General features: G+C 54.8%; 20 protein-coding genes and 1 pseudogene. 16 read left to right on the plus strand and 5 right to left on the minus strand.

Translation table 11 applies throughout. The annotated features are described in order from the left end of the window. Positions 1-151: 151 nt before the first annotated feature. The 3 genes from yobA to FOT55_RS08835 all read left to right on the plus strand — a co-directional run bounded on the left by yobA (position 152) and on the right by FOT55_RS08835 (position 1,863). The gene (yobA, locus tag FOT55_RS08825) at positions 152-568 is read left to right on the plus strand and encodes a CopC domain-containing protein YobA (RefSeq protein ID WP_046899289.1); all 417 of its coding nucleotides are present in this window, start codon (positions 152-154) and stop codon (positions 566-568) included. 2 nt (positions 569-570) lie between these two features. Then, positions 571-1,452, plus strand: coding sequence for a copper homeostasis membrane protein CopD (gene copD / locus FOT55_RS08830; protein WP_141969492.1), 882 nt, complete (start codon positions 571-573; stop codon positions 1,450-1,452). A gap of 69 nt (positions 1,453-1,521) precedes the next feature. After that, complete coding sequence (locus tag FOT55_RS08835; RefSeq protein ID WP_025302452.1) at positions 1,522-1,863, plus strand: YebY family protein; 342 nt, start codon at positions 1,522-1,524, stop codon at positions 1,861-1,863. 351 nt (positions 1,864-2,214) lie between these two features. Here the strand turns inward: FOT55_RS08835 and FOT55_RS08840 are convergent. After that, a pseudogene (locus FOT55_RS08840) lies at positions 2,215-2,406 on the minus strand (tyrosine-type recombinase/integrase); the annotation flags it as partial. A gap of 77 nt (positions 2,407-2,483) precedes the next feature. On the opposite strand from FOT55_RS08840, the gene FOT55_RS08845 reads away from it, so the two are divergent. The 4 genes from FOT55_RS08845 (at position 2,484) to FOT55_RS08860 (ending at position 6,710) form a co-directional block, all read left to right on the plus strand. Continuing rightward, entirely contained in the window at positions 2,484-3,542 is a 1,059-nt protein-coding gene (locus tag FOT55_RS08845) for an acyltransferase family protein (RefSeq protein WP_147823374.1), read from the plus strand. Positions 3,543-4,217: 675 nt separating this feature from the next. Next, the gene (locus FOT55_RS08850) at positions 4,218-5,450 is read left to right on the plus strand and encodes a hypothetical protein (RefSeq protein WP_141997780.1); all 1,233 of its coding nucleotides are present in this window, start codon (positions 4,218-4,220) and stop codon (positions 5,448-5,450) included. A gap of 354 nt (positions 5,451-5,804) precedes the next feature. Then, complete coding sequence (locus tag FOT55_RS08855; protein WP_230201378.1) at positions 5,805-6,224, plus strand: hypothetical protein; 420 nt, start codon at positions 5,805-5,807, stop codon at positions 6,222-6,224. Positions 6,225-6,359: 135 nt separating this feature from the next. Next, on the plus strand, positions 6,360-6,710 hold the full coding sequence (locus tag FOT55_RS08860; protein ID WP_025302454.1) for a DUF4377 domain-containing protein: 351 nt from the start codon (positions 6,360-6,362) through the stop codon (positions 6,708-6,710). Between the two features lie 38 nt (positions 6,711-6,748). Here the strand turns inward: FOT55_RS08860 and FOT55_RS08865 are convergent, their stop codons facing one another. Then, positions 6,749-7,585: an aminoglycoside phosphotransferase family protein gene (locus FOT55_RS08865; RefSeq protein WP_049209429.1), complete on the minus strand. Its 837-nt coding sequence runs from the start codon at positions 7,583-7,585 to the stop codon at positions 6,749-6,751. A 200-nt stretch (positions 7,586-7,785) separates the two neighbouring features. Between FOT55_RS08865 and fabV the strand changes: the two genes are divergently transcribed. From fabV to FOT55_RS08900, 7 genes are all read left to right on the plus strand, one after another. After that, positions 7,786-8,985: an enoyl-ACP reductase FabV gene (gene fabV / locus FOT55_RS08870; RefSeq protein WP_025302456.1), complete on the plus strand. Its 1,200-nt coding sequence runs from the start codon at positions 7,786-7,788 to the stop codon at positions 8,983-8,985. Between the two features lie 157 nt (positions 8,986-9,142). Continuing rightward, entirely contained in the window at positions 9,143-9,706 is a 564-nt protein-coding gene (locus FOT55_RS08875; RefSeq protein ID WP_025302458.1) for a DUF2975 domain-containing protein, read from the plus strand. A gap of 7 nt (positions 9,707-9,713) precedes the next feature. Beyond that, the gene (locus FOT55_RS08880; protein WP_025302459.1) at positions 9,714-9,929 is read left to right on the plus strand and encodes a helix-turn-helix domain-containing protein; all 216 of its coding nucleotides are present in this window, start codon (positions 9,714-9,716) and stop codon (positions 9,927-9,929) included. Between the two features lie 227 nt (positions 9,930-10,156). Then, complete coding sequence (locus FOT55_RS08885) at positions 10,157-10,396, plus strand: hypothetical protein (RefSeq protein ID WP_072008265.1); 240 nt, start codon at positions 10,157-10,159, stop codon at positions 10,394-10,396. A 170-nt stretch (positions 10,397-10,566) separates the two neighbouring features. Continuing rightward, a complete protein-coding gene (locus FOT55_RS08890) occupies positions 10,567-10,866 on the plus strand; it encodes a hypothetical protein (protein ID WP_043141607.1) in 300 nt (99 codons plus the stop codon). Between the two features lie 61 nt (positions 10,867-10,927). Then, entirely contained in the window at positions 10,928-11,353 is a 426-nt protein-coding gene (locus tag FOT55_RS08895; protein WP_049204176.1) for a hypothetical protein, read from the plus strand. Between the two features lie 33 nt (positions 11,354-11,386). Beyond that, on the plus strand, positions 11,387-11,722 hold the full coding sequence (locus FOT55_RS08900) for a hypothetical protein (RefSeq protein WP_025302462.1): 336 nt from the start codon (positions 11,387-11,389) through the stop codon (positions 11,720-11,722). Positions 11,723-11,759: 37 nt separating this feature from the next. Here FOT55_RS08900 and dcuR read toward each other — a convergent pair whose 3' ends face one another. The 3 genes from dcuR to FOT55_RS08915 form a co-directional block, all read right to left on the minus strand. After that, positions 11,760-12,479, minus strand: coding sequence for a two-component system response regulator DcuR (gene dcuR / locus FOT55_RS08905; protein WP_004940959.1), 720 nt, complete (start codon positions 12,477-12,479; stop codon positions 11,760-11,762). After that, positions 12,472-14,085 (minus strand): sensor histidine kinase, encoded by a 1,614-nt coding sequence (locus tag FOT55_RS08910; RefSeq protein WP_147823375.1) that lies wholly within the window; start codon positions 14,083-14,085, stop codon positions 12,472-12,474. The genes dcuR and FOT55_RS08910 overlap by 8 nt, the downstream gene beginning before the upstream one ends. A gap of 125 nt (positions 14,086-14,210) precedes the next feature. Next, on the minus strand, positions 14,211-15,053 hold the full coding sequence (locus FOT55_RS08915; protein WP_025302464.1) for a class I fructose-bisphosphate aldolase: 843 nt from the start codon (positions 15,051-15,053) through the stop codon (positions 14,211-14,213). A gap of 484 nt (positions 15,054-15,537) precedes the next feature. On the opposite strand from FOT55_RS08915, the gene FOT55_RS08920 reads away from it, so the two are divergent. Both FOT55_RS08920 and FOT55_RS08925 read left to right on the plus strand, forming a co-directional pair. Then, the gene (locus FOT55_RS08920; RefSeq protein ID WP_025302465.1) at positions 15,538-16,467 is read left to right on the plus strand and encodes a sugar ABC transporter substrate-binding protein; all 930 of its coding nucleotides are present in this window, start codon (positions 15,538-15,540) and stop codon (positions 16,465-16,467) included. Positions 16,468-16,542: 75 nt separating this feature from the next. Then, positions 16,543-18,027 carry a sugar ABC transporter ATP-binding protein gene (locus FOT55_RS08925; protein ID WP_025302466.1) on the plus strand — a complete coding sequence of 495 codons (1,485 nt, stop codon included), beginning with the start codon at positions 16,543-16,545 and terminating at the stop codon, positions 18,025-18,027. Position 18,028: the final 1 nt, after the last annotated feature.

An 18,028-nucleotide genomic window follows, 5' to 3' on the forward strand; every position in this document is an offset into this window, starting at 1 on the left:
TCGTTATGATTTACCGCGATACGCTACAGGGATGGTAGAGTCAAAACAGCGGGTTAGCCGATATAACCCGTTTTTCTGTTTACCCGTGGCGCAATCATTTGCGGTGGGTTGGGGCCGCTGATACATCGCCTTGGCTGTGGCCTTAACCCTTATGACCCTCTTTATACTGTTAAGGGATACCACTGTGATCGGTAAAATTCGTTCCTCCTGTCGCCTGCTTTCCACCGTTTTCGTCCTGTTCGTCGGCCTGTCTTCGCAGCAAGCGCTGGCGCACGCCCACCTGAAAGTGGAAACGCCGAAGGCCGACGCCAGCGTCAGCCCGGCGCCGAAGGCGCTGACCCTCAGCTTCTCCGAAGGCATCGAGCCGAACTTCAGCGGCGTGAAAATCACCGGCCCGGACAACGCCGTGGTGAAAACCGGCAAGCTGCAGCTCGATCCGAACAATAACACCCAGGTCAACGTGCCGATCGACGGCGAGCTGAGCGCGGGCAAATACAACGTCAGCTGGCATGTGGTGTCGGTCGACGGGCACAAAACCAAAGGCCAGTACAGCTTCACCGTAAACTGATCGTGAGTCTGGCGACCCTGTTCGTTCTGTGTCGCTTGGTGCACTTTGCGGCGGTGATGCTGATGTTCGGCATCAGTCTGTTCACCGCCTTATTGTCACCGCAGCGCCTCTCCCCGATCCTCTCCCGCGATGTGCGACCGCTGCTGCTTGCCGGCACCTGGATTGCCGGGCTTTCCGCCGTGGCGCTACTGGCCATTCAGGCCGGGCAAATGGGCGACGGTTGGCAAGACGCTTGGCGGCTGGAGGTCTGGTGGGCGGTACTCGGCACCACCTTCGGCGAAGTGTGGCGTTGGCATTTGGGCCTGTCGCTGCTGGCGATCCTGAGCCTGCTGCTGCCGGAAAGGCCGCGCGCGCAGGCGTTGGCGCTGTGTTCGGCACTGCTGCTGGTGAGCCTGGCGTTTATCGGCCACGCGGCGATGCACGAAGGTACGCTGGGCGCGCTGCACCGCGCCAACCATGCGGTGCACCTGCTGGCCGCCGGCTACTGGTTCGGCAGCCTGGCGCCGCTGCTGGTTTGCCTGCGCTACCTGCAGCCGCCGCAGTGGCGCAGCGACGCCATCACCACGCTGATCCGTTTCTCGCGCTGGGGGCATCTGGCGGTGGCGGCGGTGATCGTCACCGGCATCGTCAACAGCCTGATCATTCTCGGCGGTTGGCCGCTCAACCTCGGCTCGCCTTATCAGCGCCTGCTGCTGATCAAAACCGCGCTGGTGGCGCTGATGGTGATGGTGGCGCTGGCCAATCGCTACGCCATCGTGCCGGCAATGAGCCGCGTGCCGGCGCTGGCGCAGCGCGGCGTGGTGCTAGCCTGCTGGCTCGAAGTCGGGCTGGGGATGGCGGTGCTGCTGCTGGTCAGTTTATTTGCAACCTATGCGCCGGTTTGACATTTCAGCTTGCCGCAGGCCGGCAAGCTGCGGGAAAATCGACGCGAATAGCAACCTTAAGGCCATCACATGAAATCGGTATTACTCGGCATTACGCTGCTGGCAACCGCGACCGGCGCGCTGGCGGCAGACAAACTGGTGAACATCACCAAACTGGAGTACGGCAAACAGTGGGCGTTCACCAAGGAAGAAGTGACGCTGCAGTGCCGCAGCGGCGGCGCGCTGTTCGTGCTCAACAACAGCACTCTGATGCAATACCCGCTCAACGACGCAGCGGAGCAGCAGGTGAAGAAGGGCCATCAGCGCGCGCAACCGCTGGAGGTGCTCCTGCTGGACGACCCTGCCGAACCAGGGAAAAAAATGAGCCTGGCGCCGTTCATTGAACGCGCCGAGAAGCTGTGCGCTGACTAACCGCTTGTTTGCCAACGCCTTGCCCAACGTGCGCGGATTGATGCGCATTTGCCGCATAGTTATTTCGTCACGAAACTATCACGCGGCCGCCGGGCGGCTGGCAAAACTGGCGCGGTAGGCTACTCTTAAAGTGCACGGCTGAACAAGCCCTGCATTAAATGCCAACTTTTAGCGCACGGCTCTCTCCCAAGAGCCATTTCCCTAGACCGAATATAGGAATCGTATTCGGTCTTTTTTTGTGTGATTGATTTATAAGTCTTTTTTTGAAAAAATCGGAATTACTCGAAATTTACTCGAATTTTGATATTCGGTTTTTTACAGCATCACGTACTCCTTCCCCCTCGTTTTAAGCTATTTCAGCGTCTTCATTTCCGTTGTATGCCCCAGCAGCTTTTGGGCAAATGCCTTGTCGTTCTGCTTTTCGTACAGGCGGCCGGACAGGTTTCGGATCTCGTGGAACGTCGGCGGGCTTGCCTGAAATTCCAAACCTGATGCTTTCCGCGCGGCGATAAACTTTTTCGTTAGCCCGTTGGGATGGATTGAGTTACTCCTATGTTCCGATAGGTTGGTAATCTGCTGGTAGGTGGCTTATCATTGCGTCAATAACTAAAGGAAATGACATGTCTCAGCGCAATGATATTATTGACTTTTTTAGAGGTGTAGCGGTTATGCTCGTTACCGCCTTTCACCTTTTCCTATGGTCCGGTTCTTTAGGCCGACCGCTACCATTCGGCTTCGATGTGATGGGGCTTTTTGGTAACGGGTGGATCGGCGTTGGAATGTTTTTTGTAATTTCAGGCTATTGTATGGCTGGGTCAAGTGGAAAAGCATTTTCAAGTGGCTTTTCAGCAAAGAAGTATGGCATCTATTTTTTAAAAAGATACTTGCGGATAGCTATTCCATTTTACATATCAATCGCGGTTTGGTTTGTTCTAATTCGAGGTTTTGGCATTGCAACAAAACCTACAGGGGTCTTTGATGTAATATCCCATGCTTTATTTATTCACAATTTTTCAGAAAAGACATTTTTCTCAATTAGTGGGGTTTATTGGTCGCTCGCTGTTGAGATGCAGTTTTATTTAATTCTCCCTGCTCTGGTTGTTTTATTTACCACTGTTTTGGGAAGGGTTGTTTTGTTGGTCAGTGTGTTTGCTGTTAGTATTTTGATTAATGTTTACAGTGAGAATCAATTGTTAACATGGGGTATTCCATCTTACCTTTCACTTTTCGTTTTGGGGTGGCTTTGCGCCATATATCAAAACAGAATAGGTTCATTTATAAGAAAATTGAAAGCTCAATGGATATTGATCGCGTTATTTGTATTGCTTCTTTTCTACAAAGGGCATGGTTTTAATAACAAGATTAAACTATATGAAGTGTTGATTTCATCGGTTTTTGCATTATTAATGGCATCACTTATTAATCGGTTCTCAGGAAAGCGTGTGCCGCACGTTGTGCGCAGTGTAGCATTTGTAGGGAAGTGCTCGTTTTCTATTTATTTGTATAACTATATTTTCTGGGCGCTAGACAGAACCGACTTAACCCCGGTTAAGTTATTTATGGCTTTTGCTTTCGTGATAGGATTTGGCATCTTAATGTATCTAGCCGTTGAAAGGCAATCAGAGAAATTAAGAAAAAAAACCATAAGAAAGGCAGAGGTTAAATTTGCAGTGCAATAAATAATAACTTCAATGTAAGCCCTGGTAATTCAGGGCTTTTTTGTCCGCGCCCCAATTATAACAACCAGTTCATAATCTGAATTATTTCGGGGGCCATCTATGTCATCTGAAGGATTGCCCGTGGATGGCGTCGTTGGCAAAAACATTGTGCTGGGAGCCCGCAGTACGCAACAAGCAACAGACGAAGCAAAGAGTAGCTAGTCTGCAGATAGCGCAGCTCAGTCGACTGATGCCGCGTTTAAGTTTAGTCGTGAGGCGAAAGTAGTAGCAGTGGGAGTATCTGACGATGCAGATCGCGCTGAGGGGGCCGCAGAAATGCTAAGAACATCGCGGACGCCAATACCTACTTTTGAGCTCCTCTCTGATTTAGCACTGCACTGATTTTGGGATAGGGTCAATGGTTATCAGGAATCCGCATTAGGACTAGTACGGCAATGGGGACGGTCAACTGTAACCACGGATGCACAGGAACCTTAGCATCACATCACCAGGAAATAATTCTCGTAATGGTGTATTTGGGGACGAGCGAACTTTGGATAGACAGGCCATGCTAGTAATGGTGATGTGTTGCTAACATCTCGATAAATGTGACGCTTGAAGTATTTTGAAGTTGACATTTTGTTATCTATCATTAAATTATTGGCTCTCAAATTTAAGTTAAAAGGATGTCTAACAATGACAAAGGGGTATGTGTCTTTTTTATCAATTATTCCGTTTATGGTGGCTAATTATGCATATGCATTTTCTATGGCAGATGTTGGCGACATTATTAATAAAGAGATAATTGCCGCCAATGGCAAGAAAATTACTATCAAAGCCAATGAACCGGGTGAGATTAAATCTACAATAAAGCTTGGTGTTGGGCAAGCAATTGAGTTTTCGCCAGGCGTGTGGACTTGCAGTGCGTCACCTTGCATTGTAATTGATAATGCATCCCAGGTTATCGGTTCTGGAATCTATCGAACTCAGTTGAAATTAGCCTCGGCTTCTTCTGGGCCTATTATTCAAAGTGCTGACTATGAAAAACTATCAAGCCTGAGCGAAAAAAATGCATTGAAAATTGCATCGCCATTAGATGGTGATAGAAAAAGCCTCCCTGGTGTTAAATACATAAAAATAAAAGACATTACTATTGATGGTGGTGATGGAAAAAAAGCCAGCGTTAATGGTGTTGAAATATATGGTTTATGGTTCTGGCTTGAAGATGTATCAATCGAGCGGTTCTCTGGAGATGCATTAGTTACTCAATTTATTCCAAGCGGTTCTGTTCATCCAGATGAAAATGATGCAATGGAGTCTTACTTTACTCGAGTAAAATTAATTAGCAATAAAGGTAATGGATGGACGATGCGAGGACCGCATGATTCGATCGTTTCTGGGATGATTGCTGCTAACAATGGAGGGTGGGGGATTGATGTTCTGCATAAGGAGGGCTTTTATAGCGGCGGAGGTCTAATGCTTACTAATACCCATCTATATGCTAACGGTAATGGCATGAGGACTGAGTCAGGGGCAAATATTCTTGCTTATGGGATTGAAAGTGAGGCCAATAAAGGTGTAGGTTTGCTGCTGCGTTCTAATGATTCTATCGTACAAGGAACATTTTATGCCAACAGAACTTATGGTGTTCAAATAGGTGATGATGAGTCTTATTCTGGTGTTAATAACCTGAATCTTCAACTCCATAACAATAAAATAGCACAACTCAAATGGGGGAATAACGCAGGCCATAATATGATTAATGCTGTTGTATTTCCTAATGACTCTAGCCAGAGGTACTTCGAGGGGAGACCCTCAAATACTGACTATGTGGCAACGTCTGGGCCCAACGCTGTTCAGCAGTTCCCCGGTGGGATTTCGATGGATAGCGATCGGAACATGTATGGGATAAAAGAATCCATAAAATAACCTTCCCTCCTATTAATTTTCTATTGATTTAATCATTCACCCCGGAGAATCCGGGGTTTTTTGTATTTTTATAGAGATGTGTTCATTCTTTTGTACATATAGGTATCGTATTCAGTTTTTGTTTGTGATTGATTTATAAGTAAATTCCTCTTAATTCGCCAGCAACAATCCCCGCTCCTCTTTCGAATCACAGCCACCAACCCGATCTCCATCCCCACCCGCACATATCGCTAATTTAGCCGCACTAAAAGTCATTACGTCATCTATGGCGCTGATAAGCTCCGGTCATTGCTCCCATCACCGGTTAAGCGAGAGTGACATTATGGGGAATATCAAGACATTAGGCGTTGTAAAATGAAACCTGCGTTGAACGATCGGCTGAGTCGGTTGAAGAGGGCGTTGCCCGGCTACCTTGAGGCGTGGCGTGAGGGGATTTTACCCTCTGACTGGGGGCAGGTGGCTAATCCTGAAGTGGTTGCCGCCCTGTTGGCGGAGTGGGAGGCGCTAAGCGAATTGGCGTCTCGGTTCGAAACCGCCACTGAAACTCCCTCCGAACCGGCTGCATTTTGGCAGGCGCGTGCCGAGCAGATGGCGCAGCGCAATCGCGAACTCAGTGCCCAACTGGCGACGCCAGTCCGTTTGCCCGGCGCGCGGGTGGCATTCTTTGGCTATGTGAAAACGGCGGTGATGGACGCCAGGCAGGTGAGGGCGGCGATTCGTGATGCCGGTTTTCTCATTGATACCGATGATAAAAACGACAGCGTACCGTCATGACCTCTGTCCTGTAACGCATGAGTTTGGAGAATAAGCGCGAGCGAATAATGTCGCCTCTGTGATACGGAGCAAGGTTCAATTCATCCAGTCAATTTGTTAGGATCGCCTGACCTACATGACTATTGGTGCAGTGCATTGAAAATCAAAGCGTTGTTATTTGTTGCGTTGGCCGCATTGGCCGGCTGCAGCCAGGAGGGAACCTCGATGAATCAGCCCGCAAATGAGAAAGGCGGCCAAACGGAAGTGTTGCTGGTGAACAGCGCGCTGGTGGACTGCGTGGGCGTCGGCCCGATGAAGTGCATGCAGGTGCGTCGCTCCGCGCAGCAGCCGTGGGAGTTGTTCTATACCGGCATCGAGGGTTTCACCTTCGAACCGGGTTATCAGTATCGGCTGAAAGTGCTTGTTACCCCGGTGGAGAACGTGCCGGCCGATGCCTCGTCGCTGCGTTATACGCTGATTGAGCAGCTGGAAAAGAACAAGGCGTAATGATTGCAGACCGGGCGAAGTGCGTCCGGTCTGCTGTTTTATAGCGTCAATCCCATCTCCGCCGCGACCTGCTTCAGCTGGTAGCGTGACGTGCGCGTCAGCAAAGGTTCCTTATCGACATAGTAGGCGTAAGCGATAACGCCAATCGACAGCGCCCAGGCGCGACCGCGACGCCAGGTCTCATCGTCCACCTTCACCGCTCGGCGGAAATGTTCGCGGGCTTCCGGCCCCATCAGGTTCCAGGCGACGATCAGATCGACCGCCGGATCGCCGATGGCGATGCCGCCCCAGTCGATCACCGCCGCCAGTTCACCGTTGTCGACCAGCAAATTGCCGGGTTGAATGTCCGTATGTAGCCAGCATGCGCCGGCGGTGTTTTCACGCACCTGGCTCACATTGTCCCACGTCCGCAGCAGGACGGCGGCATCGAGGTGAGGGGCGCACTGGGCGATAGACTCGCGCGTGAGGGCATCTCTGGCGCTGATCGGGCCGCCGCGATAGGCGGTGATCTCATAGTCTGCGGTCGGGATGGTATGGAGCGTGCGTACGAATTCGCCCAACTGCGTCGCCAGCGCCGGGCTGCATTCGCCGCAGGCGGGCGTGCGACCGCTGATCCAACGGCCGATGCTCCAGGCGAAAGGATAGGCGTCATCCGGCTTGCCCTGGGCTAACGGCGCTGAAATCGGTGCCGGCAGATGAGGGGCCAGCAACGCGGGGTAGCGGTTCTCGCGCGCCAGCGCTTCGGCCGCCGAGGCGGTACGCGGCAGGCGAATGAACAGCGCGTCGCCGAGCCGCAGCATCACGTTGTCGGTACCGCCGGTGGTGACGAGTTCGATGGGTAACGCCGCCCAGGCCGGGAACTGTTCGGCGAGCATAGCTCGGACATGGGGGAGAGAGATTTCGGCCTCATCGGCATGTATTTTGGGAATGGCATTCACCCGGTACGGCTCCTTCACTGGCGCAGGGAGCGGCCCCGACTGGTCTGTTCACTGCGCTTGTTTTCGCACTTTCTTAAGTATATCGAGAAAATCAGGTATATTGTCCTTCGGTTTTTAGCTACCAAGAAAAAATTACTATGATTATCAAACCTAAAATTCGTGGTTTTATCTGCACCACCGCTCACCCGGCAGGCTGTGAAGCCAACGTCCGTGAGCAAATCGCCTACGTTAAGTCGCGCGGCGAACTGAAAAACGGGCCTAAAAAGGTGCTGGTCATTGGTGCATCCACCGGTTACGGTCTGGCCTCGCGCATCAATGCCGCTTTCGGCAGCGGTGCGGCCACCATCGGCGTATTTTTCGAGAAGCCTGGCAGCGAAGGCAAAACCGGTTCCGCCGGTTGGTACAACTCCGCCGGTTTCGACAAGGCAGCTAAAGAAGAAGGCCTGTACGCGAAAAGCATCAACGGCGACGCATTCTCCAACGAGTGCCGTCAGACCGTTATCGATCTGATCAAAAAAGACCTGGGTCAGGTTGACCTGGTGGTTTACTCGCTGGCTTCGCCGGTGCGTAAAATGCCGGAAACCGGCGAAGTGGTGCGTTCCGCACTGAAGCCGATCGGCGAGCCGTACAAATCCGTTGCGCTGGACACCAACAAAGACGTGCTGGTTGAAGCCGTGGTCGAGCCGGCCAACGAGCAAGAAATCGCCGACACCGTGAAGGTGATGGGCGGCCAGGACTGGCAGCTGTGGATGGACGCGCTGGACGAAGCGGGCGTGCTGGCGGATAACGCGCAGTCTGTCGCTTACTCCTACATTGGTACCGATCTGACCTGGCCAATCTACTGGCACGGTACGCTGGGCAAGGCGAAAGAAGATCTGGATCGCGCGGCGCAGGCCATCAACCAGAAGCTGCAGGCCAAAGGCGGCGCGGCTTACGTTGCGGTGCTCAAGTCGGTGGTAACTCAGGCCTCCTCCGCCATTCCGGTGATGCCGCTGTATATCTCCATCGTGTTCAAAATCATGAAGGAGCAGGGCATTCACGAAGGCTGCATCGAGCAGATCCAGCGTCTGTTCGCGACCAAGCTGTACAGCGGTGCGGCGCCGGACACCGACGAGAAACACCGTCTGCGCCTGGATGACTGGGAACTGCGCGATGCCGTGCAGGAAACCTGCCGTGAAATCTGGCAGCAGCTGAACGACAATAACATCAACGAACTGACCGATTACCAGGGCTACAAGGCGGAATTCCTGCGCCTGTTCGGCTTCGGTCTGCAGGGCGTTGATTACGATGCCGATCTGAGCGGCGAAGCCAACTTCGACGTGATCGAACTGGTCTAAGCGCGTCGAGCAGTCAAACAAGGTCGGGTTAGCCCGGCCTTTTTTATTGCCCGCGCATTGGCGCCCACCGTCTGACTCATCAGTCCACTTGATCATTGACAGCAATAAATTATCGTTTTACGATAATTTATTGCTGTTGATTAAGGGATAGAAAATTATGGGCGCTGCGCCAAGGATCCATCTGCCGCTGTACGTGCGTTGTCTGTGTTTGCTCATTATGGCGATGCTGATCGTCAGCACCGGCGTTGAGATGTTCATCATTGTGCGGGATTGGCTGCAGGGCGTAGCCTATCGCGATATCGTCGCCTCTTACCGGGAATATTACCCGGAGCTGCTTGCCTACGCGATCCCGCAGCAACGCTGGGCGCTGTTCGCCACGCTGCTTATCGACATGCTCGGTTATTTGCCCTATTACAGCGCGCTGCTGTGCGGCGCCGGGCTGTTTTATCAATTTTTCCGCGGCAACGTGTGGCATCGCAACAATATGGTGCTGTTGCAGATCATCGGCATCTTGCTGATCGTCGATGTGTTGTTCCCGTCGTTAGCCGGTCTGCTGCAGGTGATGGTATTGACCGCCGATGAAAAAATGCTGTTTATCCTTTATTATGGCGTCAATAGCGAGTCGGTGCGCTCGCTGATCGTAGGCTGCGCAATCCTGGTATTTAGCCGGGTATTTCTGGAAGCGTTGCGGCTGAATGAAGAACAGCTTTCTTTCGTGTGAGAATAGAGTGGCAATAATCGTAAGTCTTGATGTCATGTTGGCCAAAAGGAAGATGCGTTCAAAGGAGCTGGCGGAGCAGGTGGGGATCACCGAGCAAAACCTGTCTCTGTTGAAAAACGGCAAGGTCAAGGGAGTCAGGCTGGAAACGCTGGACAAGATCTGCCGCATTCTCGACTGCCAGCCTGGCGATCTGTTGGCCTGGCAGCCGGACGGCGAAGAGTAAGATCCCAGCGCACTCGGAAGTGCGCTGAACCTGCTGGCCCATTTCTGCGATTAGCGTTATCTTATTGAGCGATATTTGTTTTATTCAGGTTAATTAAAATAACGGGTGATTAACACTTGCGTATTCTTTTTGTCGCTGGCGATGGCATGCGGCGAACGTTATTAAACTAAATAAACTCATTTTTCATTTACCGTCACTACCAATGGCGTTATTTTAAGGGGAATAGTATGACATGGCGTAATTATCTTCTGGCATTGTGTCTGGTATTAAACGGATGCAGTGCCATTTACCCCACTGTTTCATCCTCATCCTCCTCCACTCATCGGGGGAATTGGGGAGCACCGCAGCCCGCAACGCGAGAACAAAAACAGCGTATTATCGCCGGCGAATCCGCCGCTTCCGTGCTGAATGAAGGCCGGGTCGGTATCGGCGGTACGCTGGACTGGTCGAAAATAGGGGGGCGCTAATCGCCACTCTTTATTCAGCGTGGCGCCAGACGTTATCTCAGAGATATTATGGAGCGGTTTATTATTAATTCGCTACTCTGTTTTTCCGATGCGTTATTTATCTTTAAACGATGAATCTCTGCTTGTTGAATTTATATCGACATACCTAGACATCATTACAGGAGTTTTCAATGGCAAAGCGTATTGTCGCCATGTTGATAATGTCGTTGTTGAGTCTGCAAGCAAATGCGGCCCGTTACGATCGGCAATGCGAGGGAGTTTCTCCCGTGCTGTTTCAGAAGAAATTGAAAGAGCTGGCGCATGGCCTGCGACAAGAGATGGCGGTGCCGACACCACCCACGGAGAACGAGGCTGAAACCTTGGCGCGTCTGGCGGAATGCGCTGCCGAAAACGCGAAAACGCCGGCGACGGGAGGGCAACATGCGCCCGATCCCGCAGAGCCTCATATGTCTTCACTCAATGGCTGTTGAACGGTTCTCTGCGTCATTTTTCGTGGCGCGCCCTAGTCGGCTTATTCATGGAGCTTGTGTATTGAAAATACCCTCGTTAATCGCTGCGGCGCTGGCGCTGCTGGCCTCATTTTGCAGTCAGGCGTTCATCGATCGCCATTCCTCGCCCGGCGCCTCGACGGAAAGTCCCTCTGCGGCGGGATGCCCGGCGCGGCTGGATGGCTTGTTGCAGCATATTTGGTTGGCTGAACAGATTCAGGCGGAGCGCATGCAGCTGGCGCGGCTGCGTGCGGAGCGGGAAGCGTTGGAAATGTGGTTGCAAACACAGAAAACGGCGAGACGTTCTGCGCAGGGGCACCAGAGCGCCCGATCGGCCTGCGAACAGGGAGCCGATATTGTTCGCTGCCTGTCGCTGCGTCTGCGCCGGACGTCCCTGATGGGGCCGCATCGGCCGTTTGTCGGCGCATATTGCCGGGCCTGGCTGAATGGTCGGCCGCTGAATTGCTAAAGATGAGAACAGGGACTTGTCAGGAGTTTATCGATGAAAATGATAGTGTTGACCGGCGTGGCCTTGTGTTGCGCCAGCTTCGCGCAGGCGCGGGTGGATCTGGAATACCATGCGGCGGCGCCGAAGGACAGTAAGATCACCGAGGAATACCAGAAAAAGCGTGATGCATTGCGTCACAAGGTGTGGAATGTCGATAACCTGACGCTGGTCAACGAGCAGGCGATTGCACGGGAACAGCAGCGCGAGGCAGCAGAGGCCGCCGAGCGGCAGCAGCGGAACCTGGAACAGCAGGAGAAAAAGCAGCGTTGCCTGCGCAGACACTCGAAAGATCCTCACCCCGAGGCGAAGTGTTACATGCACAACTTCTAGCCTTCAACGTCCGGGCGCTTGCAGCGCCTGGCGTCGTTTAGGCCGGGCGGCAATGCTCTTTCAGCATGGCGATCGCATCCGGTTTCAACTGATACAGATAGACCGGTCGGCCAGTGGCGCCGTACAGAATACGGGTGCCGAGAATGCCGCTCTCCGCCAGATAGATGAGGTACTTGCGGCAGGACACCCGCGAAATGCCGATGGCGTTGGCCAGGTTGTCGGTGGAAAATTCGCTGTCGTGCTGCTGTTCGATCCACTCGCACACCGTGCTCAGGGTGATGCTGGTCAGCCCTTTCGGCAGCTTCTTGCTCTCCTGGCCGCCGGGCTGGCGGCGTAGCAGGCTGTCGACGTCGGCCTGCGAAAACTCGCGCTGCGCCAAGAGCTGCGACTGTTGCCGGTAGTGGCTCAGCGCCTCTTTGAAGCGGCTGAACTGGAACGGCTTGATCAGGTAATCCACCACGCCGTAGTGCAGCGCTTTTTGCACCGTGTTCACGTCGCTGGCGGAGGAGATGATGATCACATCGGTCTTCTCGCCGAGCTCGCGCAGGCCGGGCAGCAGATCCAGCCCGTTCTCCTGCTGCATGTAGATATCCAGCAACACCAGATCGATGCTGACGCTGGCATCGGCCAGCAGGGCGCGCGCCTGGCTCAGAGTGGCGACCGTCGCCTGGCAGTGAAAACCGCCGACCTGGCTCAGGTAGTATTTGTTTAGCTCTGCCACCATCGGGTCGTCGTCGACAATCAGTACGTTAATCATGGGCTCTGCTCTTGGCCTGATAGGGAAGGTGCACGAAAAATTGGGTCAGCTCGCCCGGTTCTGATTCGAAATCGATGCTGCCGCCCAGTTTCTCCAGATGGCTGCGGATCAGCGCCAGGCCGATGCCGCGTCCCGCTCCCTTGGTGGAAAATCCGTGTTCGAAGATGCGTGCGCCGATCGCCGGATCGATGCCAGGCCCGTCGTCGCTGACGATACAGTGTAATTGATCGTCGTGGTGATGGAAGCTCAGGCCGATCTCGTGGCCCTCAACGCCGTCGATGGCGTCGATGGCGTTTTCGATCAGATTGCCGAGCACGCTGATCAGCACGTGCGTCGTTTCCGCGTCGTCGGTTTCCGGCAGCAGGCTGGTCTCCTCGATGGTCAGCTCAACGCCGGCTTCGTGGGCGCGGCTGATTTTGCCGATGAAGAAGCCCGCCACTTCCGGCGAGTGAATTTTGCGCAGCAGCGCGCCGATCTCTTCCTGGTAGTTGCTGGCGGTATTGATGATGTAGTTTTCCAACTGCTGATAAGCCTTCATGTGCAGCATGCCGAGTATCACGTGCAGCTTGTTCATAAATTCGTGCGACTGCACCCGCAGCGCATCGGCGTAGTGCGCCATGCCGCTCAGGCGCTGCAGCAGGCGGCTGACCTCGGTCTTGTCGCGGAAGGTGGCGATGGCGCCGGTCACCTGACCATTGACGATCACCGGCACGGTATTGGTCAGCAGTTCGCTGCCGTTGAAGCTGATCTGCCGATCGCGCAGCGGCTTGCCGCTGGCCAGCACCTCCGCCAGATGCAGCTGCGCCGGCCAATGTTTGCTGGCGGCTTCCAGCAGCAGGTTTTCCACCGGGCCGCTTTGGCGCAGCAGGCGCTTGGCCTCGTCGTTGACGATGGTGATGCGGGATTCATTATCGACCGCGATCACGCCTTCTTTAATCGATTGCAGCATGGCGTTGCGCTGTTCGAACAGGTTGGAGATTTCGTAAGGCTCGAAACCCAGCATGATGCGCTTGAGCGCGGAAACCAGGAAGAAGGTGCCCAGGCTGCCGACCAGCGCGGCGAAGATGATAGTCCAATAGATGATCCAGCGGCTTTCCGCCACCACCCGCTGCACGGTGTCCAGCGCGATGCCGAGCGCTACCACGCCGATTTGCTGTTTCTGCGCGTCATACACCGGCACGAACACCCGCAGCGCCGGGGCCAGCGTGCCGCGGTTGATGGCGCTGTTGACGTTGCCCTGCAGCGCGGGCGCCAGATCGTCGCCGATAAAATGCTTGCCGATCAGCCAGGGTTTGGGGTGCGAATAGCGGATGCCCTGCATATCCACCACCACCACGAACAGCAGCTCGTTTTGATGGCGCACCTGCTCGGCGAAGCGCTGAATGGCGCCGCTTTGGTCGCGCCGCTGCAGGCCGTCAACCACCGTGCTGGAGAGCGCCAGCGTATTGGCGACGGCGATGGCTTTCTGCTGCAGCTGATCTTGCCCCTCGCGGCTCATCTGCACGAAAAACAGCGCGAACACCACCAGCAGCACCGAAGCGATGATGGCGGACACCATCAGCGTGATGGAGGTGCTCAGCTTGAGCGGCACCCGTTGTTTTGGCATGGCGGTTCTCCGAATGGCGATATCACGGCGTATTCTAGCGAGGAATGAGGCAAGCTGCAGTTACCGGCAGCAGGTTATAGCATGCTGCCGGGGTGCGGAGGGGTTATTTTAGTTACAAAAGCGGGTCATTGCTGGTGGTAGAGCTCCAGCGCCTGTTGGCCGCTGGCACCTTGATGGATGATCGCCATCAGGGCGCGCACCACCTGCGACGGATTGCTGTGTTGGTAAACGTTGCGGCCATAGACCATGCCGGAAGCGCCCTGGGCCATCAGCGCGGCGGATTTTTCCAGCACCGGCCCCAGCTCCCCCTTGCCGCCGCCACGCACCAGCGTCGGGCAGCGCGCCGCTTCCACCACGCGGTGAAAATCCTCCACCCGATCGGTCGGATCGGCCTTGATGATGTCGGCACCCAGCTCGCGCGCCAGCCGCACCAGCGGCACGATCTTCTCCACGTCACCCAGCGATCCGTAGGCGGCGCCCTGGCCGGCTGGCGCCATTACCAGCGGTTCGATCATCAGCGGCATGGCGTAGCGATCGCAGGCGTGGCGCAGGCGGCCGATGTTCTCCACGCATTGGCGGAAAATGCCGGGTTCATCCGGGATCATATACAGATTGACCACCACCGCGGCGGCGTCCATTTGCAGCGCGGCGAGGATCGGCGCTTCCGGGTTGTGCAACACCGCCCACATCTCACGGTGGCGCGCGGCGTTATAGGCGTTGCCGACGTCGGTGCGCAGCACCAGCGCCGGCTTTTCGCGCTGCGGCGCGCGCTGCAGCAGCTCCGCCTGGCCGTAGTTGACCTGAATGGCGTCGGGGCGCGCGGCGATCAGGTTGCCCATCACCCGTTCGATATCTTCCAGGCCGATTAAAAAATCCGGTTCGTTGGCGATGCCGTGATCGATCGCCACATCCAGGCACTTGCCGTTGTTGAACAGGCGGTTCATCCGCACCTTACTGCTGAGCTGCATGTCAGGTCCTCCTGAGATAGGGATATGTCCATTATTGCCGAGTAAGAATGGTCGGGAAACGCGGAAACCGCAAACTGCGTAGCCGCTCGCAGTTTTTGCCGGCGCACGAAAGGGGAACGCTCGCCGGTGGCTTTCATTTCATTTGTTAGATCCGTGTCATGTTTTTGTTAATAAGCCATTCCAAAATGCATGTTTCGCTTGTTTGGGTTAAAAAGTTTCAATAATCTAAATTATGAAATAAACATTTAAAAACGCGATAAAGACGCCGTTTGCTGTGCCAGGGGTTTATTTCAATTGATTGTTTTTAATCTGTTTTGAGATATCGATCACCATTTTTTTCACGGCCTTAATACGGCGATAACGCGGTAATTTCGCCGTATCAAAGGGATAACACCGACCGTATTGTTGTTTGAATGTAAAAAATATTTTTCATTAGCTGTCAACCAACAGACCTCTTCATTCTAACGATTAAAGGGTAACGAACATGAAGCTGAAGAAACTGATCGCCGCCTCGGTACTGATGTGTATGCTGCCGGCCAGCGTGTTGGCGAAAGACATCAAGATCGGCGTTTCCATGGCTTACTTCGATGACAACTTCCTCACCATTCTGCGCCAGTCGATGCAAAGCAAAATGAAGGCCGACGGCAACGTCAGCGGCCAGTTCGAAGACGCCAAGGGCGACATCGCGCAGCAAATTCAACAAATCGAAAACTTCGTCAGCCAGGGCGTCGACGCCATCATCCTCAACCCAGTGGATACCCAGGGCGTCAAGCCGATGATCAAGCTGGCCGAGAAGGCCAAGATCCCGCTGGTGTTCGTCAACCGCAAGCCGGAAGTGGCGCTGCCGGCCGGCATGGCCTACGTCGGCTCCGATTCCAAGCTGGCCGGCAAGCTCCAGATGGAAGAGCTGGCCAAGCTGATGAACGGCAAGGGCAACGTGATGATCCTGATGGGCGAGCTGTCGAGCGAAGCCACGCGCGACCGCACTCGCGGCGTGGAAGAGGTGGCGGCCAACTACCCCGGCATCAAAATAGTCGACAAACAAACCGCCAAGTTCTTCCGTAAAGAGGCCGTGGACGTCACCACCGACTGGATTTTGTCCGGCCAGCAGATTGACGCCATCGCCTCCAACAACGACGAAATGGCCATCGGCGCTATTTTGGCGCTGAAGCAAGCCAAGAAATCCGGCGTGCTGGTGGCCGGCGTTGACGGCACGCCGGACGCGCTGGAGTTCATCAAGAAGGGCGATCTGGCGTTGAGCGTGTTCCAGGACGCCAAAGGCCAGGGCGAGGGCGCGGTGCAAACCGCCGTTCAGCTGGTGAAAGGCGAGAAAGTGGAGAGCAACGTGCTGATCCCTTACCAGCTGATCACCCAGGCCAATTACCAGCAATTCGCCGATAAAAACAAGAAATAAGCCTTGAAGCCCGCTGCGGGCGCCGGTGTGGGGCGAGCGCGGCGGAAAACGTGGGTCAGTGCGGAGGTAAGCGGTATGTACCCTTATGTTCTTGAGGCCGAAGGCATCAGCAAGCAGTTCCCCGGCGTCAAAGCGCTGGATAAGGTCTCGATTAAAATCAAACCCGGCAGCGTGCACGCGCTGATGGGGGAAAACGGCGCAGGCAAATCGACGCTGATGAAATGCTTGATCGGCATCTACCACCCGGACGAAGGCTCGATCAAAATCAAAGGCCGGCCGGTCACCTTCAGCGACACGCTGCAGGCGCTGCATTCGGGCATTTCCATGATCCACCAGGAGCTGAACCTGGTGCCTGACATGACGGTCGCGGAAAACATCTGGTTGGGGCGCGAGCCGGCGCGGCTGGGGTTCGTCAACCACGAACAGCTGAACGAACAGACCCGCGAGCTGCTGGCGCGGCTGAACATCAAACTGCAGCCGGATACGCTGGTGGGTGAGCTGAGCATCGCCAATCAGCAGATGGTGGAGATCGCCAAGGCGGTGTCCTACAACGCCGACGTTTTGATCATGGATGAACCGACCTCGGCGCTGACCGAAGGCGAAGTGGTGCACCTGTTCGCCATCATCCGTGAACTGCGCGAGCAGGGCAAAGGCATCATCTATATCAGCCACAAGATGGACGAGATCTTCGCCATCACCGACGAAGTGAGCATTTTCCGTGACGGCACCTTCATCGCCTGCGACAAAACCGAAAACCTGACCAAACAGTCGCTGATCACCATGATGGTGGGGCGCGAACTGACGCAGATGTTCCCCAAATTCAACAACAATATCGGCGAGGAAGTGCTGCGGGTGGCGGGGCTGCGCCGCAGCGGCTGGTTTCATGACGTGTCGTTCAGCGTCAAACGCGGCGAGATCCTCGGCGTCGCCGGGCTGGTGGGCGCCGGGCGCAGCGAAGTGATGGAAAGCCTGTTCGGCATGCACCCGGCGGACGGCGGCGAGATCTTTATCGAAGGCCAGGCGGTGAAGGTGGATTCCCCGGCGAAGGCGATCGAGAGCGGGCTGGCGTTTCTCACCGAAGACCGCAAGAAATCCGGCCTGTTTCTGGTGCTGTCGGTGGTCGAGAACATGAGCATCGTCAACCTGTCGGAATACATCGGCAAGAACGGTTTCGTCAGCCATGTGCAGATGGCCAAAGACTGCATGGATCAGATCAAAAAGCTCAACATCAAAACGCCGACCATGGATCAGATCATCAATAACCTCAGCGGCGGCAACCAGCAGAAGGTGCTGATCGCGCGCTGGCTGTTGGCGCAGCCGAAAATCCTGATCCTCGACGAACCGACGCGCGGCATCGACGTGGGGGCGAAAGCGGAAATCTACCGCCTGATCAGCGAGCTGGCCAACCGCGGCGTCGCCATCATTCTGGTCTCCTCCGAACTGCCGGAGATCCTCGGCATGAGCGACCGGGTGATGGTGATGCACGGCGGCCGCATTACCGGCATTTTGGACAAAGACGACGCGGACCAGGAGAAGATCCTGGCGCTGGCCTCAGAATAAC

The sequence above is a fragment of the Serratia bockelmannii genome, assembly GCF_008011855.1.
Lineage (GTDB): Bacteria > Pseudomonadota > Gammaproteobacteria > Enterobacterales > Enterobacteriaceae > Serratia > Serratia bockelmannii.